The organism is Pseudomonas sp. NPDC087817, assembly GCF_044742875.1.
GTDB lineage: Bacteria > Pseudomonadota > Gammaproteobacteria > Pseudomonadales > Pseudomonadaceae > Aquipseudomonas.
Genome location: NZ_JBIUVJ010000021.1, coordinates 19,121 through 36,020, shown reverse-complemented (window position 1 = coordinate 36,020; position 16,900 = coordinate 19,121). Strand labels below are relative to the sequence as shown.

Annotated in this window: 15 protein-coding genes; 5 read left to right on the top strand and 10 right to left on the bottom strand. The window is 59.6% G+C overall.

Annotation, left to right across the window (positions count from 1 at the left end):
* Window positions 1-114 precede the first annotated feature (114 nt).
* On the top strand, window positions 115-1,221 hold the full coding sequence (locus tag ACIONG_RS15835) for a catalase family peroxidase (RefSeq protein WP_401300827.1): 1,107 nt from the start codon (window positions 115-117) through the stop codon (window positions 1,219-1,221).
* Window positions 1,218-1,763: a cytochrome b gene (locus ACIONG_RS15830; protein WP_103305262.1), complete on the top strand. Its 546-nt coding sequence runs from the start codon at window positions 1,218-1,220 to the stop codon at window positions 1,761-1,763. Before ACIONG_RS15835 ends, ACIONG_RS15830 begins: the two co-directional genes overlap by 4 nt.
* Here ACIONG_RS15830 and ACIONG_RS15825 read toward each other — a convergent pair.
* Window positions 1,760-2,974: an MFS transporter gene (locus ACIONG_RS15825; protein WP_103305263.1), complete on the bottom strand. Its 1,215-nt coding sequence runs from the start codon at window positions 2,972-2,974 to the stop codon at window positions 1,760-1,762. The genes ACIONG_RS15830 and ACIONG_RS15825 overlap by 4 nt on opposite strands.
* Before the next feature lie 150 nt (window positions 2,975-3,124).
* Window positions 3,125-4,276, bottom strand: a complete 1,152-nt coding sequence (locus ACIONG_RS15820; protein WP_103305264.1) for a M14-type cytosolic carboxypeptidase — start codon at window positions 4,274-4,276, stop codon at window positions 3,125-3,127.
* Between the two features lie 97 nt (window positions 4,277-4,373).
* Here ACIONG_RS15820 and ACIONG_RS15815 point away from each other — a divergent pair, with 97 nt between their 5' ends.
* Window positions 4,374-4,613, top strand: coding sequence for a hypothetical protein (locus ACIONG_RS15815; RefSeq protein ID WP_103305265.1), 240 nt, complete (start codon window positions 4,374-4,376; stop codon window positions 4,611-4,613).
* A 143-nt stretch (window positions 4,614-4,756) separates the two neighbouring features.
* Here ACIONG_RS15815 and ACIONG_RS15810 read toward each other — a convergent pair whose 3' ends face one another.
* Window positions 4,757-5,095, bottom strand: a complete 339-nt coding sequence (locus ACIONG_RS15810) for a DUF6124 family protein (RefSeq protein ID WP_103305266.1) — start codon at window positions 5,093-5,095, stop codon at window positions 4,757-4,759.
* A 129-nt stretch (window positions 5,096-5,224) separates the two neighbouring features.
* Here ACIONG_RS15810 and ACIONG_RS15805 point away from each other — a divergent pair, with 129 nt between their 5' ends.
* A complete protein-coding gene (locus ACIONG_RS15805; RefSeq protein ID WP_249412051.1) occupies window positions 5,225-5,884 on the top strand; it encodes a LexA family transcriptional regulator in 660 nt (219 codons plus the stop codon).
* 41 nt (window positions 5,885-5,925) lie between these two features.
* Here ACIONG_RS15805 and ACIONG_RS15800 read toward each other — a convergent pair whose 3' ends face one another.
* The 4 genes from ACIONG_RS15800 to ACIONG_RS15785 are packed head-to-tail and all read right to left on the bottom strand — an operon-like array spanning window position 5,926 to window position 11,488.
* Window positions 5,926-7,875 (bottom strand): acetyl-CoA carboxylase biotin carboxylase subunit, encoded by a 1,950-nt coding sequence (locus ACIONG_RS15800; protein ID WP_401300821.1) that lies wholly within the window; start codon window positions 7,873-7,875, stop codon window positions 5,926-5,928.
* Entirely contained in the window at window positions 7,875-8,690 is an 816-nt protein-coding gene (locus tag ACIONG_RS15795) for a gamma-carboxygeranoyl-CoA hydratase (protein WP_401300818.1), read from the bottom strand. Before ACIONG_RS15795 ends, ACIONG_RS15800 begins: the two co-directional genes overlap by 1 nt.
* Window positions 8,691-8,703: 13 nt before the next feature.
* Window positions 8,704-10,311 (bottom strand): carboxyl transferase domain-containing protein, encoded by a 1,608-nt coding sequence (locus ACIONG_RS15790; RefSeq protein WP_401300815.1) that lies wholly within the window; start codon window positions 10,309-10,311, stop codon window positions 8,704-8,706.
* Between the two features lie 13 nt (window positions 10,312-10,324).
* The gene (locus ACIONG_RS15785; protein ID WP_103305271.1) at window positions 10,325-11,488 is read right to left on the bottom strand and encodes an isovaleryl-CoA dehydrogenase; all 1,164 of its coding nucleotides are present in this window, start codon (window positions 11,486-11,488) and stop codon (window positions 10,325-10,327) included.
* 359 nt (window positions 11,489-11,847) lie between these two features.
* Between ACIONG_RS15785 and ACIONG_RS15780 the strand changes: the two genes are divergently transcribed.
* Window positions 11,848-13,545, top strand: a complete 1,698-nt coding sequence (locus ACIONG_RS15780) for an AMP-binding protein (RefSeq protein ID WP_401300812.1) — start codon at window positions 11,848-11,850, stop codon at window positions 13,543-13,545.
* 669 nt (window positions 13,546-14,214) lie between these two features.
* Here the strand turns inward: ACIONG_RS15780 and ACIONG_RS15775 are convergent.
* The 3 genes from ACIONG_RS15775 to ACIONG_RS15765 all read right to left on the bottom strand — a co-directional run bounded on the left by ACIONG_RS15775 (window position 14,215) and on the right by ACIONG_RS15765 (window position 16,780).
* Window positions 14,215-15,114, bottom strand: coding sequence for a hydroxymethylglutaryl-CoA lyase (locus ACIONG_RS15775; protein WP_103305273.1), 900 nt, complete (start codon window positions 15,112-15,114; stop codon window positions 14,215-14,217).
* 138 nt (window positions 15,115-15,252) lie between these two features.
* The gene (locus ACIONG_RS15770) at window positions 15,253-15,654 is read right to left on the bottom strand and encodes a MerR family DNA-binding transcriptional regulator (RefSeq protein WP_212809518.1); all 402 of its coding nucleotides are present in this window, start codon (window positions 15,652-15,654) and stop codon (window positions 15,253-15,255) included.
* Window positions 15,655-15,850: 196 nt separating this feature from the next.
* Window positions 15,851-16,780: a LysR family transcriptional regulator gene (locus tag ACIONG_RS15765; protein ID WP_095189900.1), complete on the bottom strand. Its 930-nt coding sequence runs from the start codon at window positions 16,778-16,780 to the stop codon at window positions 15,851-15,853.
* Window positions 16,781-16,900: the final 120 nt, after the last annotated feature.

Genomic DNA, 16,900 nt, shown 5'->3' with positions numbered 1-16,900 from the left:
AAACGCAGCGTCACACGTAGTGCGGTGAAAGAAACTACAGTTCAAAGGGAATAAACCTACGAGGCGTGCGTCTCATAGCACCTTTCCCTATGGCCATTGGCCCTGGAGTCTTTCATGGTTGATCGCATCTCACCCGATATCAAGAGGCCCGGCGGGCCGCAACGCCCGCCATTGAGTGCGGCGAGCCGGATTCTGCGTCTGGGCGGCATTGCTGTGGTAGTCGCTGCGGTGGCCGGAGCGTTTGCCTACGTTCACGGTAACTTTGACCCACAGCGTCTGACGCCCAAGGCGCTGGTCGACGTACTGGAAAAGAACAACGGCGTGCACCCGGGCTTTCGCCGCAATCACGCCAAAGGTGTGTGCGTGATCGGGCATTTCGAGAGCAGTGGCGAGGCGCGGGTGTTCTCCACCGCGCAGGTGTTCAACGAGCCACGCACTCCGGTGGTCGGGCGTTTTGCGTTGCCGGCGGGCAATCCTTATGCGCCGGACAGCAGCGTGCCGATCCGCAGTCTGGCGCTGCGATTTACCCAGGCCAATGGGCAGCAATGGCGCACCGGGATGAACAGCATGCCGGTGTTCCCGGTTGGCACGCCTGAGGCGTTCTATCAATTGCAGCAGGCGCAGTCGCCGGATCCGGCCACGGGTAAGCCTGACCCGGCGAAGGTTCCGGCGTTCTTCGCCTCTCACCCGGAAGCCGTGCCGTTTCTCACGTGGGTCAAGACTGCAAAACCGTCCGCCAGTTATGCCACCGAAACCTATAACAGCGTCAACGCGTTCTATCTGGTCGACGCCAGCGGCAAAAAGCAGGCGGTGCGCTGGAGCATGACGCCGTTGGCGCAAGACGCGGCCGGTGCCAGTGCACCTGAGGGCGCAGATTTTCTGGAAAAAGACTTGGTGCAACGCTTGGCCGCTGCGCCGCTGCGTTTTCAGCTGAACATCACCCTGGCGAACGCCGATGACCCGGTAAACGATGCCAGCAAAACCTGGCCCGCCGGGCGCAAGGTGTTGAACGCCGGCACGTTGGTGCTGGAAAAGACCCAGCCGCAACTCAGTGGCGAGTGCCGCGACATCAACTATGACCCGCTGGTGCTGCCAGCCGGGATTCAAGGTACCGACGACCCGTTGCTAGCCGCCCGTTCGGCCGGCTACGCCGATTCCTATCTGCGCCGTACCAGCGAAGTCAGCCAGTTGCCCGCCGCCAAACAGGAGGCTCGTCAATGAGAACTCAACCGACTCATTTCGCGCTGCTGGCGCGGTTGCTGCACTGGCTGATGGCGCTGATGATCATTGCGATGCTGTTTATCGGGGCCGGAATGGTCACCTCGGTGTCAGAACGGCATGAATGGCTGATCCACCTGCACAAACCGTTGGGGATTGCGATTCTCGCGCTGGTGATTGTGCGCCTGCTGGTGCGTTTCTCGACTCGCCAGCCACCGCTGCCGGCAGACCTGCCGGACTGGCAGGTACTGGCGGCGAAGGCTTCGCACGTCTTGCTCTACGCGCTGATGCTGGCGCTGCCGTTGCTCGGCTGGGCGATGATCAGCGCGTCGGGCGAGCCCGTCATGCTCAGCAGTTCGCTGCAGTTGCCGTCGATTGTGCCGGCGGATGCGCAGCTGTTTGCGCTGCTGCGCAAGGCTCATGGTTATCTGGCCTACCTGTTGTTCCTGACGGTGCTGCTGCACTTGGCGGCGGCGCTGTTTCACGGCTGGGTACGCCGCGACGAAGTGCTCGACAGCATGTTGCGCGGGCGTGATCGCGATTAACGCCGGGCCTCTGTGGTCAGGGAGCAAGCTCCCTCGCCACGAGGTTGTGGCGCCAGGGTTTTCCACCAGTAGAGCAGGGCGACGGTGTTGATTGCGGCACCGAGCAGGCACACGGCGGTCCAGCCGGCCCACGCATACATGGCGGTCGAGCCGATTGAGCCCAGGGCGCTACCGATCGAGTAGAACAGCATATATCCGGCGGTGAGGCGGCTTTGCGCTTCGGGGCGCACGCTGTAGATCATGCTTTGACTTGTCACGTGAACGGCTTGCAGGCCCAGATCGAGGGTGATCACGCCGAGCAGCAGCGCCCATAGCGAAGACTGGGTGAGGGCGATCGGCAGCCACGAACCGAGCATCAGCAACAACGACAGTCCGCTGACCCATTGGCCCAGACCACGATCAGCCAGGTGCCCGGCGCGCGCCGCAGCCAGTGCACCGGCTGCACCGGCAAGGCCAAACAGGCCGATTTCGCTGTGCGACAGCGAGAGCGGTGGCGCTGCGAGCGGCAGGACCATCGGCGTCCACAGCACCATGGCGCTGGCGAATGTCAGCAGGGCGAGCAGCGCGCGTTGGCGCAGAACCGGTTCTTCCTTGAACAGGACGAATACCGAGGCGATCAATGCGCGATAGGTTGACGCCGGTTGTGGGTCTTCATGCTTGGGCAATACGCGAAGCAACAGCAACGCCATCAACAACGTCAGGCCCGCCGACAGCCAATAGATGGCGCGCCATCCGGCCAGATCAGCCATTCCTCCTGCAACGGTACGCGCCAGCAGGATGCCGACGACGATGCCGCTGGTGACCACACCCACCACTCGGCCCCGTTGTGCCGGGATCGCCAGGGTCGCGGCATAGGCCACCAGCACTTGCGTCACCACGGCGAGTAAACCGGTCAGTGTCATGCCCAGCAGCAACCAGACGCTGTTGGGGGCCAGTCCGATCATTAACAGGGCCACGGCGGATAGCAGCGTCTGGCTGACGATCAATCGCCGTCGGTTGAGCAAATCGCCGAGTGGCACCAGCAGCACCAATCCGACGCCGTAACCCACCTGTGTCAGGGTGATAACGATACCGATGGTTGCCGGCGACAAAGCGAATGCGTCGGCCATGGCATCCAGCAATGGCTGCGCGTAATACACATTGCCCACTGCCAGACCACAGGCCACGGCGAAGAGCAGCACCACGCTGCTACTGAGTGATTGAGGTTTCATACCCGGATCCTTTTTAGGTTTCAAATTAAAACCAGAATCACGGTAAGTAATTCGGTTTCATTTTGCAACCTGATTAATCGAATCCGTGGACCACACAAAGCAAAAGATCGCAGACAAGCTGCGATCTTTTGCAGGTGCGAGGGGAGGGGATCAGCGCAGGGTATCGACCATATCGGCGATTGTGGTCAGCACGTCCTTGCCCAGCTGTTTCGAGCGTTTGCCCGACCAGCCGGTTTGCGGGTTCGGCGCGTCGTCGTGATCCTTGAACGGCATTTCCAGGGTCAGCGACAGGCAGTCATACTTCTGGCCGACGCTATTGCACGCCAGGGTCATGTTGGCCTGGCCCGGCTCGTCGCGGGTGTAGCCGTACTGGGTCTGGAAGTCCTTGGTGGTGCGCTTGAGGTGGCTGCGGAAATGCTCTTCGAGCTTCTCGATCCGTGGCGTGTAACCCGGATTGCCCTCGCAACCAGCGGTGAATACGTGAGGGATTTCTTCATCGCCGTGTACATCAAGGAACAGATCGACGCCGTATTTTTCCATCTGTTGCTGGACGAACAGTACTTCGGGGCTGACTTCCTGGCTGGCGTTCTGCCAGGCGCGGTTCAGATCCTGCCCCATTGCATTGGTGCGCAGATGACCATGGAAAGCGCCGTCCGGGTTCATGTTCGGTACAAGGTAAAGGTCGGCGCTGGCGAGCAGTTTGTTCAAGACCGGATCGTCGTGTTTTTCCAGACGCTCGATCACGCCTTCCATGAACCATTCGGCCATGTGCTCGCCGGGATGCTGTTGGGCGATGATCCAGACTTTGCGCTGGCCTTCGGCGCCGCTGCCTTTGCGCAGCAGTTGAATGTCGCGGCCCTCGACGCTCTTGCCGGTCGCCAGCAACTCGGTGCCGGCCTTGGTCAGTGCCTGCTCGATCAGCCAGTCGTGGCGGCCACGGCTATAGGGTTCGAAGTAGGCGAACCAGGCGTGGGTCTGCTCGGCTTCGAGGCAGAAGCGCAGGCTGTCACCTTCGAATTGGGTCGGAATGCGGAACCAGTTGACGTGGTCGTAGGACGCGACGGCCTGATAGCCGGTCCAGGCTTTGTTGTAGGAGGACTGGCTGGCGTTGACCAGGCGAAACCAGTGTTCCTGATGGACATGCAGGCCGCTGGCCTTGAAGTGGAACCACTGGAAATGCGCGCTGCGGGTGTCTGGGCGAATAGCCAGAACCGGGTTGAGCGGATTGCTGATGTCGATGACTTGGATGTTGCCGCTGTCGAAGTTGGCGCTGATGTCGAACGAAGATTTGGCCACGGTCATAATCGGTTCCTGAATATGATTTTTATGGCGGCTACTTTACACGCAAGACAGCGGTGAAACCGAGGGAAATTGCGGGGTGTGGCGGGGGGCGTCTTCCATGACGCGGACGCAGCTTAGGGGCTATGCGATTGATTCTCAAGTGCTAATTGCTATTAGTTTGGCCCAATGTGGCCGGGCCTGGCTTGCCAACCGATATTCTTTTGATATTATCCGCGCCATCGAATTTGCAGCACATAAAGACTTCATTAGCCTGAAGCCACAAGCCCGAAAAACGGGCAAAAAAAAGACCCGGCAAAAAGCCGGGTCAAAAACCGTGATTAGCCTGATGAGGAGATAGTCCAGAAGACCGACCTAAGGTCTCTGGTCCATCGACTGATCTCGCGACCAGCTGCTTGCAATAATAATCATTATCATTTGCAAGTCAAATGTTTTTATCTGCGCGATTGGAAAATTCTTTCCTGTCCGTCCCAATTCCGTTCCTCAGACTTCCTCGCTATCGAGCGAATGGTCGACCATCGCCCGCGCCATATCCACCATGTGCACCACCGAAAAGGCCAGGTCGCGACTCGCGCCTTGCAAATTTTCCGCTGCCTTGAAGGCGGTCGCCGCCGCACATCGCAGCAAATCCGAGGCGTGGACCAGGGCCTCTTCGCCACTGAGATGGCGTCTGACGTCGAAAAATCGTTCATCGACTTCGGGTTCTGATACAGCAGGTTTCAAGTAATAGTCCAGGGCACGTTGTGCCGCTGCGTTGCCTTGGGGAGAGGTGAACGTGGTGTCCATTTGCAGATCTGGCAAGTCTTTGCTGCTGATATTCATGATAAGGGCCACTCCTTGTTCGATTGAAAATCCGTGGCTTCAGAATAGTACGATGCGTAGTTGTGACTAGAATTTAAATACTACAATATGTGTTTTGTCGGCCGAAGGCGTCAGCGTAAGGTGCCGCACATGGATAAATGGATTGAGTTGGTCAAGGCCAAGATGAGTGAACTCAAAATCACTCAAACAGAGCTCGGAGAGCGCGTCGGCATGTCCCAGGGCGGGATCGGCCATTGGCTGAACAAACGCCGGGAGCCTGGTATCACGCAAATGAACCGCGTGCTGCAGGCACTGGGCATGGACTTCCTTGAAGTGGTCCTGGTGATTCGCGAACCGCAAGTCACGCCGGACGACGACATGCCGCTGGCGCAGAAGTACAACCCGTACTTCCGCTACCCGGTCAGCGATTGGCGAACACCGTGCGAAGTGCGCGAAAACGGTCAGCCGGCCTACGTCTCGTCGACAGACAAGCAGGTTTTCCAACTGACGGACTACCATGCCCGAGGGGCAGCGTTCTGGCTGACGGTGGCTGGAGACTCGATGACCGCACCCCGCGGCCCGAGCATTGCCGAAGGCATGCTGATCCTGGTGGATCCGGAGGCGGAAGCGGTGCCTGGCAAACTGGTGATTGCGCGGTGGGCCGACAGCGAAGAGGCGATCTTCCGCAAGCTGGACGAAGAGGGCGGCCAGCGTTACCTGGTGCCGCTCAATCCGACCTGGCCGAAAGCCTTGTTTACCGATGACTGTCGAATCATCGGCGTAGTGGTTCAGGCAACGGCGCGTTACTAGTCAGATCGATCCTCGCTTGGCGTAGGATCGATCTTCGTCATTTACACTTCTTCCAATTCAACCAGAGCGCTGCCTTCGCCAACCATTTCACCTTCCTGGCAATACAGCGCTTTGATCACCCCGGCATGCGGCGCGCGGATACTGTGTTCCATCTTCATGGCTTCCAGCACCACCAGTTGCGCACCGGCCTCTACTGATTGCCCGGCCTCGACCAGAACACGCACGATGCTGCCGTTCATGGGCGCAGTCAGGCCACCCTGATGACTATGGCTGGCTTCTACGGCGCTGATCGGGTCAAAGGCCTGAATACGCCGCAACTCACCTTCCCATTGCAGAAACAACGAATCGCCCTGGCGAATCGCGCGCAAGGAACGACGCACGCCGTCGTGTTCGACAACCAGCGCTTCACCGGCAAGCTTCGCGTCGCCACTGGCACCCAGCGTCAGCGCTCGATCCTGGCCTTCGCAGCTCAAATGCACAGTGATTTCCTGCGGCAGACCTGCACGCAAACCACTGTTCATTGCCCATGGCGAACTCGGGTCATCCTTGCGCGCAAGCGCCGGCAAAGTCTGCACGAACGCTTGCGCCCCGGCATTCCAGAACGCATCACTCAACTCGCCCGGAACCGGCAACAGTTGCTCCTGATAACGCGGAATAAAACCGGTATCCAGTTCCGCTGCGGCAAACGCCGGATGCGCGATGATTCGGCGCAGAAAATTGATGTTGGTCTTCAGTCCGCCAATCGCGAATTCATCGAGCATGCCCAACAACCGCAGTCGCGCCTGTTCACGATCCTCGCCCCAAGCAATCAGCTTGCCGAGCATCGGGTCGTAGAATGGCGAAATCTCGTCACCTTCTGCAACGCCGCTATCCACCCGCCGTCCCGGCCCCTCAGCCGATTCGCGATATAACTCCAGACGCCCGGTGGCTGGCAGGAAATCGTTCGACGGATCTTCGGCATACAGCCGCACTTCAATTGCATGCCCGTTGAGCGGCACTTGCGCTTGTGTGATCGGCAGCGCTTCCCCACGGGCCACGCGAATCTGCCACGCCACCAGATCCAGTCCGGTGATGGCTTCGGTGACTGGATGCTCGACCTGCAGCCGCGTATTCATCTCCATGAAGAAGAACTCGCCGCGTGCATCCAGCAAGAACTCCACGGTGCCGGCGCCGACATAGCCGATCGCCTGCGCCGAACGAACCGCTGCCTCGCCCATGGCGCGACGCAGCTCCGGTGTCAGGCCAGGTGCCGGTGCTTCCTCGACGACTTTCTGGTGGCGGCGCTGAATCGAGCAGTCACGCTCGTTGAGGTAAAGGCAATTGCCATGCTGGTCGGCAAACACCTGGATCTCCACATGGCGCGGCTTGAGCAGGTATTTCTCCACCAGCATCCGCGAATCACCGAACGACGACTGCGCCTCACGCTGAGCCGAGGCCAGCGCTTCGGCCAATTGACTGACGTCCTCGACAACTTTCATGCCCTTGCCGCCGCCACCGGCAGTGGCCTTGAGCAACACGGGATAACCAATCCGCTCGCAGGCATCACGGAAGGTATCCAGATCCTGGGCTTCGCCGTGATAACCCGGCACCAGCGGCACGCCAGCCGTTTCCATCAACGCCTTGGCGGCGGATTTGCTGCCCATGGCGTCGATGGCCGAGGCGGGCGGGCCGAGGAAAATCAGGCCCGCCGCTTCAATGGCGCGAGCAAACCCGGCGTTCTCGGAGAGAAAGCCATAACCCGGGTGAATCGCCTGCGCGCCGCTGGCTTTCGCTGCAGCGATCAGTTTGTCGATTTGCAGATAGCTGTCGGCGGCTTTGCTGCCACCAAGGTCGACGCGGATATCCGCTTCACGGCTGTGCCGCGCGTCGCGGTCGGTGGCGCTGTGCACAGCGACGGTGGTCAGGCCCAGAGCCTTGGCGGTGCGCATCACGCGACAAGCGATTTCGCCACGGTTGGCCACCAGCAGGGTGGTGAGAACAGGTGCGCTCATCAACGCGGCTCCTTGGTGGTGGTTGCGGCTTGCCAGCCCGGTGGGCGTTTTTGCAGAAAGGCGCGCAAGCCTTCCTGGCCTTCGGGGCTGACGCGGATGCGCGCGATGGCGTTTTCGGTGTAGCGGCGCAGCGCCGGGGTCAGTGCACCGTTGCCGACCTCGCGCAGCAAGTCTTTGCTGGCGCGCATGGCAGCGGGGCTGTTGAGCAGCAGGTTGTTGATCCATTGTTCAACTTGCCCATCAAGTTCGGTCGCCGGATAGCTCTCGGACAACAAACCGATTTCCCGAGCACGTTGGCCACCAAAGCGTTCGGCGGTCAGGGCATATCGACGTGCGGCACGTTCGCCGATGGCCTGCACCACGAACGGGCTGATCACCGCAGGTGCCAAACCGATGCGCACTTCCGACAGGCAGAACTGCGCGTCATCCGCACCAATCGCCATGTCGCAGCAACTGATCAGGCCCAGTGCGCCGCCGAACGCCGCGCCCTGGACCACGGCCAGGGTCGGGATTTTCAGCTTGGCGAGGTTGTACATCAACTCTGCCAGTTCGCGGGCGTCGTCGAGGTTGGTGTGGTAATCGAGTTCGGCCGATTGCTGCATCCAGGCCAGATCGGCACCGGCGCTGAAATGTTTGCCGCGCCCGCGCAACAGCAGGAAACGCAGGCTGGCGTCGCTGGCCACCTTGTCGAGGGCGAGGATCAGCTCGCGGATCATCTCGGCATTGAAGGCGTTGTTCTTTTCGGCGCGGTTGAGCCACAGCGTGGCGAAACCGCGTGGGTCAGTCTGCAGTTCAAGGGTGTTGAAGTCGCTCATGAGATTCTCCCGATCACATCCGGAACACGCCGAAGCGGCTCGGTTCGATTGGCGCGTTCAGCGACGCGGACAAGGCCAGGGCCAGCACATCGCGGGTCTGCGCCGGGTCGATGACGCCGTCGTCCCACAGCCGCGCACTGGAATAGTAGGGATGCCCCTGTTCTTCGTACTGGTCGAGGATCGGCTGCTTGATGTCGGCTTCCTGCTCGGCACTGAAGGCCTGGCCGCTACGCTCGGCCTGTTCGCGTTTGACCTGCACCAGCACGCCCGCTGCCTGTTCGGCGCCCATTACGCCAATTCGCGCGTTCGGCCACATCCACAGGAAACGCGGATCGTAAGCTCGGCCGCACATGCCGTAGTTACCGGCGCCGAAGCTGCCACCGATGATCACGGTGAATTTCGGCACCTTGGCGCAGGCCACCGCCGTTACCAGTTTTGCGCCATGCTTGGCGATGCCGCCGGCTTCGTATTTCTGCCCGACCATGAAGCCGGTAATGTTCTGCAGGAACAGCAATGGAATGCCACGCTGGCAGGCCAGTTCGATGAAGTGCGCGCCTTTCTGCGCGGCTTCAGCGAAGAGGATGCCGTTGTTGGCGAGGATCGCAATCGGATAGCCGTGCAGATGAGCAAAACCGCACACCAGCGTGGTACCGAACAGCGCTTTGAACTCATCGAACACCGATCCGTCGACCAGTCGCGCAATCACTTCGTGCACATCGAACGGTTGCTTGGCGTCGGCCGAGACCACGCCATACAACTCGTCACTGGCGTACAGCGGCGCAATCGGCGCGCGCTGCTGCACTTCGCCGAGTTTGCGCCAGTTGAGGTTGGCAACGCTGCGGCGGGCGAGGGCGAGGGCGTGTTCGTCGCTCTCGGCGTAATGGTCGGCCACCCCGGAAATCTTGCAGTGCACATCGGCGCCACCAAGGTCCTCGGCGCTGACCACTTCCCCGGTCGCGGCTTTCACCAACGGCGGGCCAGCGAGGAAAATGGTTGCCTGATTGCGCACCATGATCGCTTCGTCAGCCATCGCTGGCACGTACGCACCACCAGCGGTGCACGAGCCCATGACCACGGCGATCTGCGGGATGCCCATGGCGCTCATGTTGGCCTGGTTGAAAAAAATCCGCCCGAAGTGCTCGCGATCCGGGAACACTTCATCCTGACGCGGCAGGTTGGCGCCGCCGGAGTCCACCAGATAAATGCACGGCAGGCGGTTTTGCTGGGCGATGGTCTGCGCGCGCAGGTGTTTCTTCACGGTCAGCGGATAATACGAGCCACCTTTCACGGTCGCGTCGTTGGCGACGATCATGCATTCGACACCTTCAATCCGACCGATCCCGGCAATCACGCCAGCGGCGGGCACGTCTTCGCCATAAACGGCGTGCGCGGCCAACTGACTGATTTCCAGAAACGGCGAGCCCGGATCGAGCAAGCGATTGATGCGCTCACGCGGCAGCAGTTTGCCCCGTGAGGTGTGGCGTTCCTGAGCCTTTGCGCCGCCACCCTGCGCCACTTGGGCAAGCAGGGTATGCAAGGCGTCGACTTGCTTGAGCATCGCTGCGCTGTTGGCGGCGAACTCCGCTGATCGAGGATTGAGCTGAGTGTGCAAAATAGCCATGGCCAGCTCCGTTTTAGCGGGTTTCGTTGAACAGTTCGCGACCGATCAGCATGCGACGGATCTCACTGGTGCCGGCGCCGATTTCGTACAGCTTGGCGTCACGCAACAGACGCCCGGCCGGGAACTCGTTGATGTAGCCGTTGCCGCCAAGAATCTGGATCGCGTCGAGGGCCATTTGCGTGGCGCGTTCGGCGGTATAGAGGATCACGCCGGCGGCGTCCTTGCGCGTGGTTTCGCCGCGCTCGCAGGCCTGGGCGACGGCGTAGAGATAGGCGCGGCTGGCGTTGAGCTGGGTGTACATGTCAGCAACTTTGCCCTGGATCAGCTGGAATTCGCCGATGCTCTGGCCGAACTGTTTGCGGTCGTGGATGTACGGCACTATCAGGTCCATGCACGACTGCATGATCCCGGTCGGGCCACCTGAAAGAACAACGCGCTCGTAATCGAGGCCGCTCATCAAGACTTTTACGCCGCCGTTGAGCACGCCGAGAATGTTCTCTTCCGGCACTTCAACGTCATCGAAAAACAGCTCGCAAGTGTTGGAGCCGCGCATGCCGAGCTTGTCGAACTTGTTGCTGCGGCTGAAGCCTTTCCAGTCGCGCTCGACGATGAATGCGGTGATGCCGTGCGGGCCTTTTTCCAGATCGGTCTTGGCGTAGATCACGTAGGTGTTGGCGTCGGGTCCGTTGGTGATCCAGGTCTTGCTGCCGTTGAGGACAAAGCGATCACCGCGTCTGTCGGCGCGCAGTTTCATCGAAACCACGTCGGAGCCGGCGTTAGGCTCGCTCATCGCGAGGGCGCCGACGTGTTCGCCGCTGATCAGCTTCGGCAGGTATTTGCTTTTCTGTTCGTGGTTGCCGTTGCGGTTGATCTGGTTGACGCAGAGGTTGGAGTGCGCGCCGTAGGACAACGCCACCGACGCCGAGCCGCGACTGATTTCTTCCATCGCCACCACGTGCGCCAGGTAACCCAGGCCGGCACCACCGTACTCTTCCGGCACGGTGATGCCGAGCAGGCCCATGTCACCGAATTTGCGCCACATGTCGGCGGGGAACAGGTTGTCACTGTCGATCTGCGCCGCACGCGGAGCGATCTCTTTAGCGACGAAGGACTGAACCTGATCGCGCAGCATGTCGATGGTTTCACCGAGGGCGAAATTCAGGGATGGATAGCTCATGAGGCACCTTTTGGCTTTTTTGTAGGGTGGGGAGAGTGGCGTTTCAGTTCTCACCTTTACGTTAACGTAAGCCTGCGGCGAATGGCTGTCAATCACCCTTTACGTTAACGTCAACTTGAGCGAGAGTAGGGGCAGTTCAAGATTGAAAGCGGACCGGTTCTGTAGGACTGAGCCTTTGTGGTGAGGGGATTTATCCCCGATGGGGCGCGTAGCGGCCCTGAAACCTGTGATCGCGTTGAAAACGCATTCGCCGGGTACTCGTCTGCTTCGCAGCCGATCGGGGATAAATCCTCTCGCCACAAAGCTCAATCCTGCAAGTGACTGTCGGCAACCCATAAATAAAGACAATAGGGGTCGTCATGGATCAACCCAGTGCAAACCCGCAGCGCAGCTATAGCCGCGGTTCTCAGGACAAGGCCTTGCTGGCGATGACCATCGGGCAGAAGTTCGACGAGACCGTCACGCAGTACGCGGACGGCGAGGCGCTGGTGGTGCGACATCAGCAGTTGCGCTACTCATGGCGACAACTGGCCGACGCCGTGGATGTGCATGCCAGAGCCTTGCTCGCATTGGGTTTGCAGGCTGGCGACCGGCTCGGCATCTGGGCACCGAATTGCGCGCAGTGGTGCATCACGCAAATCGCCACGGCGAAAATCGGCGTGATCCTGGTCAACATCAATCCGGCTTACCGCAGCTCCGAACTGGAATACGTGCTCAAGCAGTCCGGCTGTCAGTGGCTGGTCTGTGCGGGGGCGTTCAAGTCTTCCGACTATCACGGCATGTTGCAGGGCCTGGTGCCGGAGCTGGCCGAGCAATCCATCGGTCAGTTGCGGAGCGAGCGTCTGCCGGATTTGCGCGGAGTGATCAGTCTCGACAAACAGCCGCCGTCAGGTTTCCTGCCATGGTCACAATTGGCCGGTCTGGCCATCAATGCCTCCCCAGAGCAATTACGTGAACGCAGCAACAGCCTGCACTTTGATCAACCCGTGAACATCCAGTACACCTCCGGCACAACCGGTTTCCCCAAGGGCGCGACCCTCAGTCACTACAACATCCTCAACAACGGTTACATGGTCGGCGAAAGCATTGGTCTGACCCCGACTGATCGCCTGGTGATCCCGGTGCCGCTGTATCACTGCTTCGGCATGGTCATGGGCAACCTTGGTTGCATTACCCACGGCAGCACGATGGTTTACCCCAACGATGCCTTCGATCCGTTGCTGACCCTGCAAACCGTCGCCGAGGAAAAGGCCACCGGGCTGTATGGCGTGCCGACCATGTTCATTGCCATGCTCGATCAGCCGCAACGCGCCGAATTCGATCTGTCGAGCCTGCGCACCGGGATCATGGCTGGCGCTACCTGCCCGATCGAAGTGATGCGCCGGGTCATCAGCGAGATGCACATGAACGAAGTGCAGATCGCTTACGGCATGACTGAAACGAGCCCGGTGTCGTTGCAAACCGGCCCGAATGACGAGCTTGAATTGCGTGTGACCACCGTCGGCCGCACTCAGCCGCAACTGGAAAGCAAGATCATTGATGAAGCCGGCAACCCGGTACCACGCGGCACCATCGGCGAGCTGTGCACCCGCGGTTACAGCGTGATGCTCGGTTACTGGAGCAATCCGCAAGCCACGGCAGAGGCTATCGATGAGGCGGGCTGGATGCACACCGGCGATCTGGCGAGCATGAATGAGGAGGGTTACGTCAACATCGCCGGGCGCAACAAGGACATGATCATCCGTGGCGGCGAGAACATTTATCCGCGTGAGCTGGAAGAATTCTTCTTCACTCACCCGGCGGTAGCGGACGTGCAGGTGATCGGCATTCCGTGTTCGCGTTACGGTGAAGAGATCGTCGCCTGGATCAAGTTTCACCCCGGCCACAACGCTTCCGAGCTGGAGCTGCAAACCTGGTGCAAGGAGCGCATCGCGCACTTCAAGACGCCACGGCACTTCAAGTTCGTCGAAGAGTTTCCGATGACGGTGACGGGCAAGATTCAGAAGTTCAGGATGCGGGAAATAAGCATTGAAGAGCTACGCGAAAAGCAAGCCTGACGAAGATCAAATGTGGGAGCGAGCCTGCTCGCGAATGCAGTGTGTCATTCAGCGCAGATGTGTCTGATACACCGCTTTCGCGAGCAGGCTCGCTCCCACAAGGGATGCGCAGTGAAAACAGGAATCACAGAAAGCACAAAGGGGAGCCGAGGCTCCCCTTTAATTTTGTCGTCGCGTGCTCTTTTTTATTATTGAGGGTCGGTCTGTTGTTGTTTTTGGCAACCGTGGCCCTTTACCGCTGTTTTTGGCGACCCCCATCCGGGGTCAAGAGCAAACGTATTTTTTTGAGCGCTGATCTGCTTTCTCGTTAAACGATCCAACCGATTCGGGAGCTACCTGAAGGTAGTTTTATTGTTCTCTGCCCGGTTGCGGGTCACTCCTGAGAGCACCCTGAAAAGCACACCTTCTCCAAAAAAATCTGTTAGCTGCGTCTCTGCCGTGTTGTTTTTGTTATGTCAGAGTCGGTACGTCTTATTCTTATTGTGGTTTGCTGCTTTTTATTCTTGTTATGCCATAGAGATAGCAGAACGCGTGCCAACTTTTAAAAACCCTTATAAATCAACAATATATGATTTTCGGGGATTTTTCGTTCCAGCAAAGCCAGACAATTTGTTTCCGTGTTACTCGCTTATGCCCACGTTTTCGACTCCGCGGTAACACCGTGGTCCCTCACTGTGCGCTGCGAGCCTTGGCCACGCGCGAACCGCTCGGCCGACCGAGCACTGCGCTGATCTGCTGACCCGCGGCAATCAAGGCGTCCAGGTCGATACCGGTGTCGATCCCCAGGCCATTGAGCAGGTACACAACGTCTTCGGTGGCGACGTTACCGCTCGCACCTTTTGCGTACGGGCAGCCGCCAAGCCCCGCGATAGAGCTGTCGAACACGGAAATGCCTTCGAGCAGGCTGGCGTAGATATTGGCCATCGCCTGGCCATAGGTGTCGTGGAAATGCCCGGCGAGCTTGTCGCGTGGAACTTGCGCCGACACCACTTCAAACAGCCGGCGGGTGGCGCCAGCGGTGCCGGTGCCGATGGTGTCGCCCAGCGAAACCTCGTAGCAGCCCATCGCGTACAACTCGCGCGCGACCATCGCCACCTGCTCCGGCGCGACCGTGCCTTCATACGGGCAGCCGAGCACGCAAGACACGTAACCGCGCACGGTAACGCCATGCTGTTGCGCCGCTTCCATGATCGGCGCAAAGCGCGCAAGGCTTTCGCTGATCGAGCAGTTGATGTTGCGCTGCGAGAAGGCTTCGGACGCGGCGGCGAACACCGCGACTTCCTTCACACCGGCAGCAATCGCATCTTCAAAGCCACGCAGGTTCGGCGCCAGTGCACCGTAGGTGACGCCGGGTTTGCGCTGGATCTGCGCGAACACTTCGGCGGAACCGGCCATTTGCGGCACCCACTTCGGTGAAACGAAACTGCCGACTTCTATATAGCCAAGACCGGCGGCGCTCAAGGCGTCGACCAATTGCACCTTGTCGGCAACGCTGATCGGTTGGGCTTCGTTCTGCAGGCCATCGCGTGGGCCGACTTCGATCAGGCGTACTTGGGAGGGGAGGGACATAGGCTGACCTGCTCATTTTCTGAAATACATGAGGTCCCCTGTGGGAGCGGGCTTGCCCGCGATGGCGTCGGGTCAGTCAGCATATTTGCTGGAGGTGCCGGCCTCATCGCGGGCAAGCCCGCTCCCACAGGGGTTTGATTACTGCGCCGCTTGCTGGCTTTTAAGCGTCTGCTCCAGCGCCTGCACACAGCGCTCTTCGGCGGTGTCGAGTTCCAGTTTCATCTGCTCGATGTCGAGCAACTGCTGCTCCAGCTGTTCCCGACGTTCGCTGATTTTCGCCAGCATGCTGTTGAGTTGTTTGGTGTTACCGCTCGACGGGTCGTAGAGCTCGATCAGTTCGCGGCATTCGGCCAGTGAAAAACCGATGCGCTTGCCGCGCAGGATCAGCTTCAGGCTGACCTTGTCGCGTGGCGAATAGATGCGTTCCTGGCCACGACGCTCGGGGCTGAGCAGGCCTTGTTCTTCATAAAAACGGATCGCCCGGGTGGTGATGTCCAGCTCGCGGGCGAGGTCGGAAATGCTGTAAGTCTGGCTGCTCATGAAAGCGCTCGAAAAAAGGTCTTGGCGCTAAGCTAATGGCAGGTTGACGTTTACGTCAAGCGGGATGATCTGTGGTGTTCATGCTGGCCTCATCGCGAGCAGGCTCACTCCTACAATTGGTTGCATTTCTTCAGATGAAACACGGTCAACTGTAGGAGTGAGCCTGCTCGCGATGGGCGCGCCTCGGTTTAAAGTCTTACACCTTATCCAGCTTCTTCTCATGCGCCGTCACCTGCTGGCACAACTCGATCATCTGTTCGCGCATCCAGCGATTCGCCGGGTCCTGGTCGGTGCTTTCATGCCAGTACAAATGCGTCTCCACCGGCGGTACATCGTTGACCGGCAGATTGAATGCATGCAGTTCATGCCGGCGGGCAAAGCGCTCCGGCACGGTCATGACCATATCGGTTTGCTGCATCACCTGCGACGCCATCAGGTAATGCTGCGAGCGCAGGGCGATCTTGCGCTGAATGCCCATTTTGCCCAGCGCCAGATCGACATAACCCAGACCACTGCGGCGGCTGGAAATGTGGATATGGGTCAGCGACAGATAATCATCGAGAGACAGTTTTTCCTTGCCTGCCATCGGATGACCCTTGCGCATCGCACAGACGTAACGGTCTTCCATCAGCTTGACGTGACGCACCTGCGGGTCAGTGTTGAGCGGTGCATCCACGGCAAAATCCAGGCGTCCGGCCGCCAGTTCCTTGGTGGTCTCGCGGCGTTTCGACAGAAAGCTTTCGATGATCACCGTCGGCGCCAGACGGCGCAGACGCTGGAACAGCGGCGGCAAAATCACCGCTTCGGTGAGGTCGGTCATGCTGATGCGATAGGTCTTGACCGCTTGTGCCGGGTTGAAAATCCGGCTTTCCTGAACCGACACGCGCAACAGCGACAGCGCGTTACGCACCGGGCCGATGATGTTCTGCGCCATCGGCGTCGGCACCATGCCTTGGGCGGTGCGCACGAACAGCGGGTCGTTGAAGGTCTCGCGCAGTCGCGCCAGTGCGTTGGACACCGCTGGCTGAGTGATCCCGACGATCTGCCCGGCGCGGGTCAGGTTGGCTTCGGTATAGATCGCGTCAAAGACGATGAAAAGGTTGAGGTCGACCTTGCTCAGATTCATAACGCGGCTTCTCTTGTTATTCAGGGCGGTGTTTTAAGGGCTGACGATCACTGGATCATATATCGGTGATGAATGTTTATACACGCCGAGAATAGGCTAGGTAAATTATCAGCGCTGTTC

Bases quoted from the DNA above. Each gene is read 5' to 3' on its own strand.
- ACIONG_RS15780 (WP_401300812.1), top strand. From the start codon at position 11,848: ATGGATCAACCCAGTGCAAACCCGCAGCGCAGCTATAGCCGCGGTTCT.
- ACIONG_RS15785 (WP_103305271.1), bottom strand. From the start codon at position 11,488: ATGAGCTATCCATCCCTGAATTTCGCCCTCGGTGAAACCATCGACATG.
- ACIONG_RS15795 (WP_401300818.1), bottom strand. From the start codon at position 8,690: ATGAGCGACTTCAACACCCTTGAACTGCAGACTGACCCACGCGGTTTC.
- ACIONG_RS15800 (WP_401300821.1), bottom strand. From the start codon at position 7,875: ATGAGCGCACCTGTTCTCACCACCCTGCTGGTGGCCAACCGTGGCGAA.
- ACIONG_RS15775 (WP_103305273.1), bottom strand. From the start codon at position 15,114: ATGTCCCTCCCCTCCCAAGTACGCCTGATCGAAGTCGGCCCACGCGAT.
- ACIONG_RS15835 (WP_401300827.1), top strand. From the start codon at position 115: ATGGTTGATCGCATCTCACCCGATATCAAGAGGCCCGGCGGGCCGCAA.
- ACIONG_RS15830 (WP_103305262.1), top strand. From the start codon at position 1,218: ATGAGAACTCAACCGACTCATTTCGCGCTGCTGGCGCGGTTGCTGCAC.
- ACIONG_RS15805 (WP_249412051.1), top strand. From the start codon at position 5,225: ATGGATAAATGGATTGAGTTGGTCAAGGCCAAGATGAGTGAACTCAAA.
- ACIONG_RS15825 (WP_103305263.1), bottom strand. From the start codon at position 2,974: ATGAAACCTCAATCACTCAGTAGCAGCGTGGTGCTGCTCTTCGCCGTG.
- ACIONG_RS15765 (WP_095189900.1), bottom strand. From the start codon at position 16,780: ATGAATCTGAGCAAGGTCGACCTCAACCTTTTCATCGTCTTTGACGCG.
- ACIONG_RS15790 (WP_401300815.1), bottom strand. From the start codon at position 10,311: ATGGCTATTTTGCACACTCAGCTCAATCCTCGATCAGCGGAGTTCGCC.
- ACIONG_RS15815 (WP_103305265.1), top strand. From the start codon at position 4,374: ATGACGCGGACGCAGCTTAGGGGCTATGCGATTGATTCTCAAGTGCTA.
- ACIONG_RS15820 (WP_103305264.1), bottom strand. From the start codon at position 4,276: ATGACCGTGGCCAAATCTTCGTTCGACATCAGCGCCAACTTCGACAGC.
- ACIONG_RS15810 (WP_103305266.1), bottom strand. From the start codon at position 5,095: ATGAATATCAGCAGCAAAGACTTGCCAGATCTGCAAATGGACACCACG.
- ACIONG_RS15770 (WP_212809518.1), bottom strand. From the start codon at position 15,654: ATGAGCAGCCAGACTTACAGCATTTCCGACCTCGCCCGCGAGCTGGAC.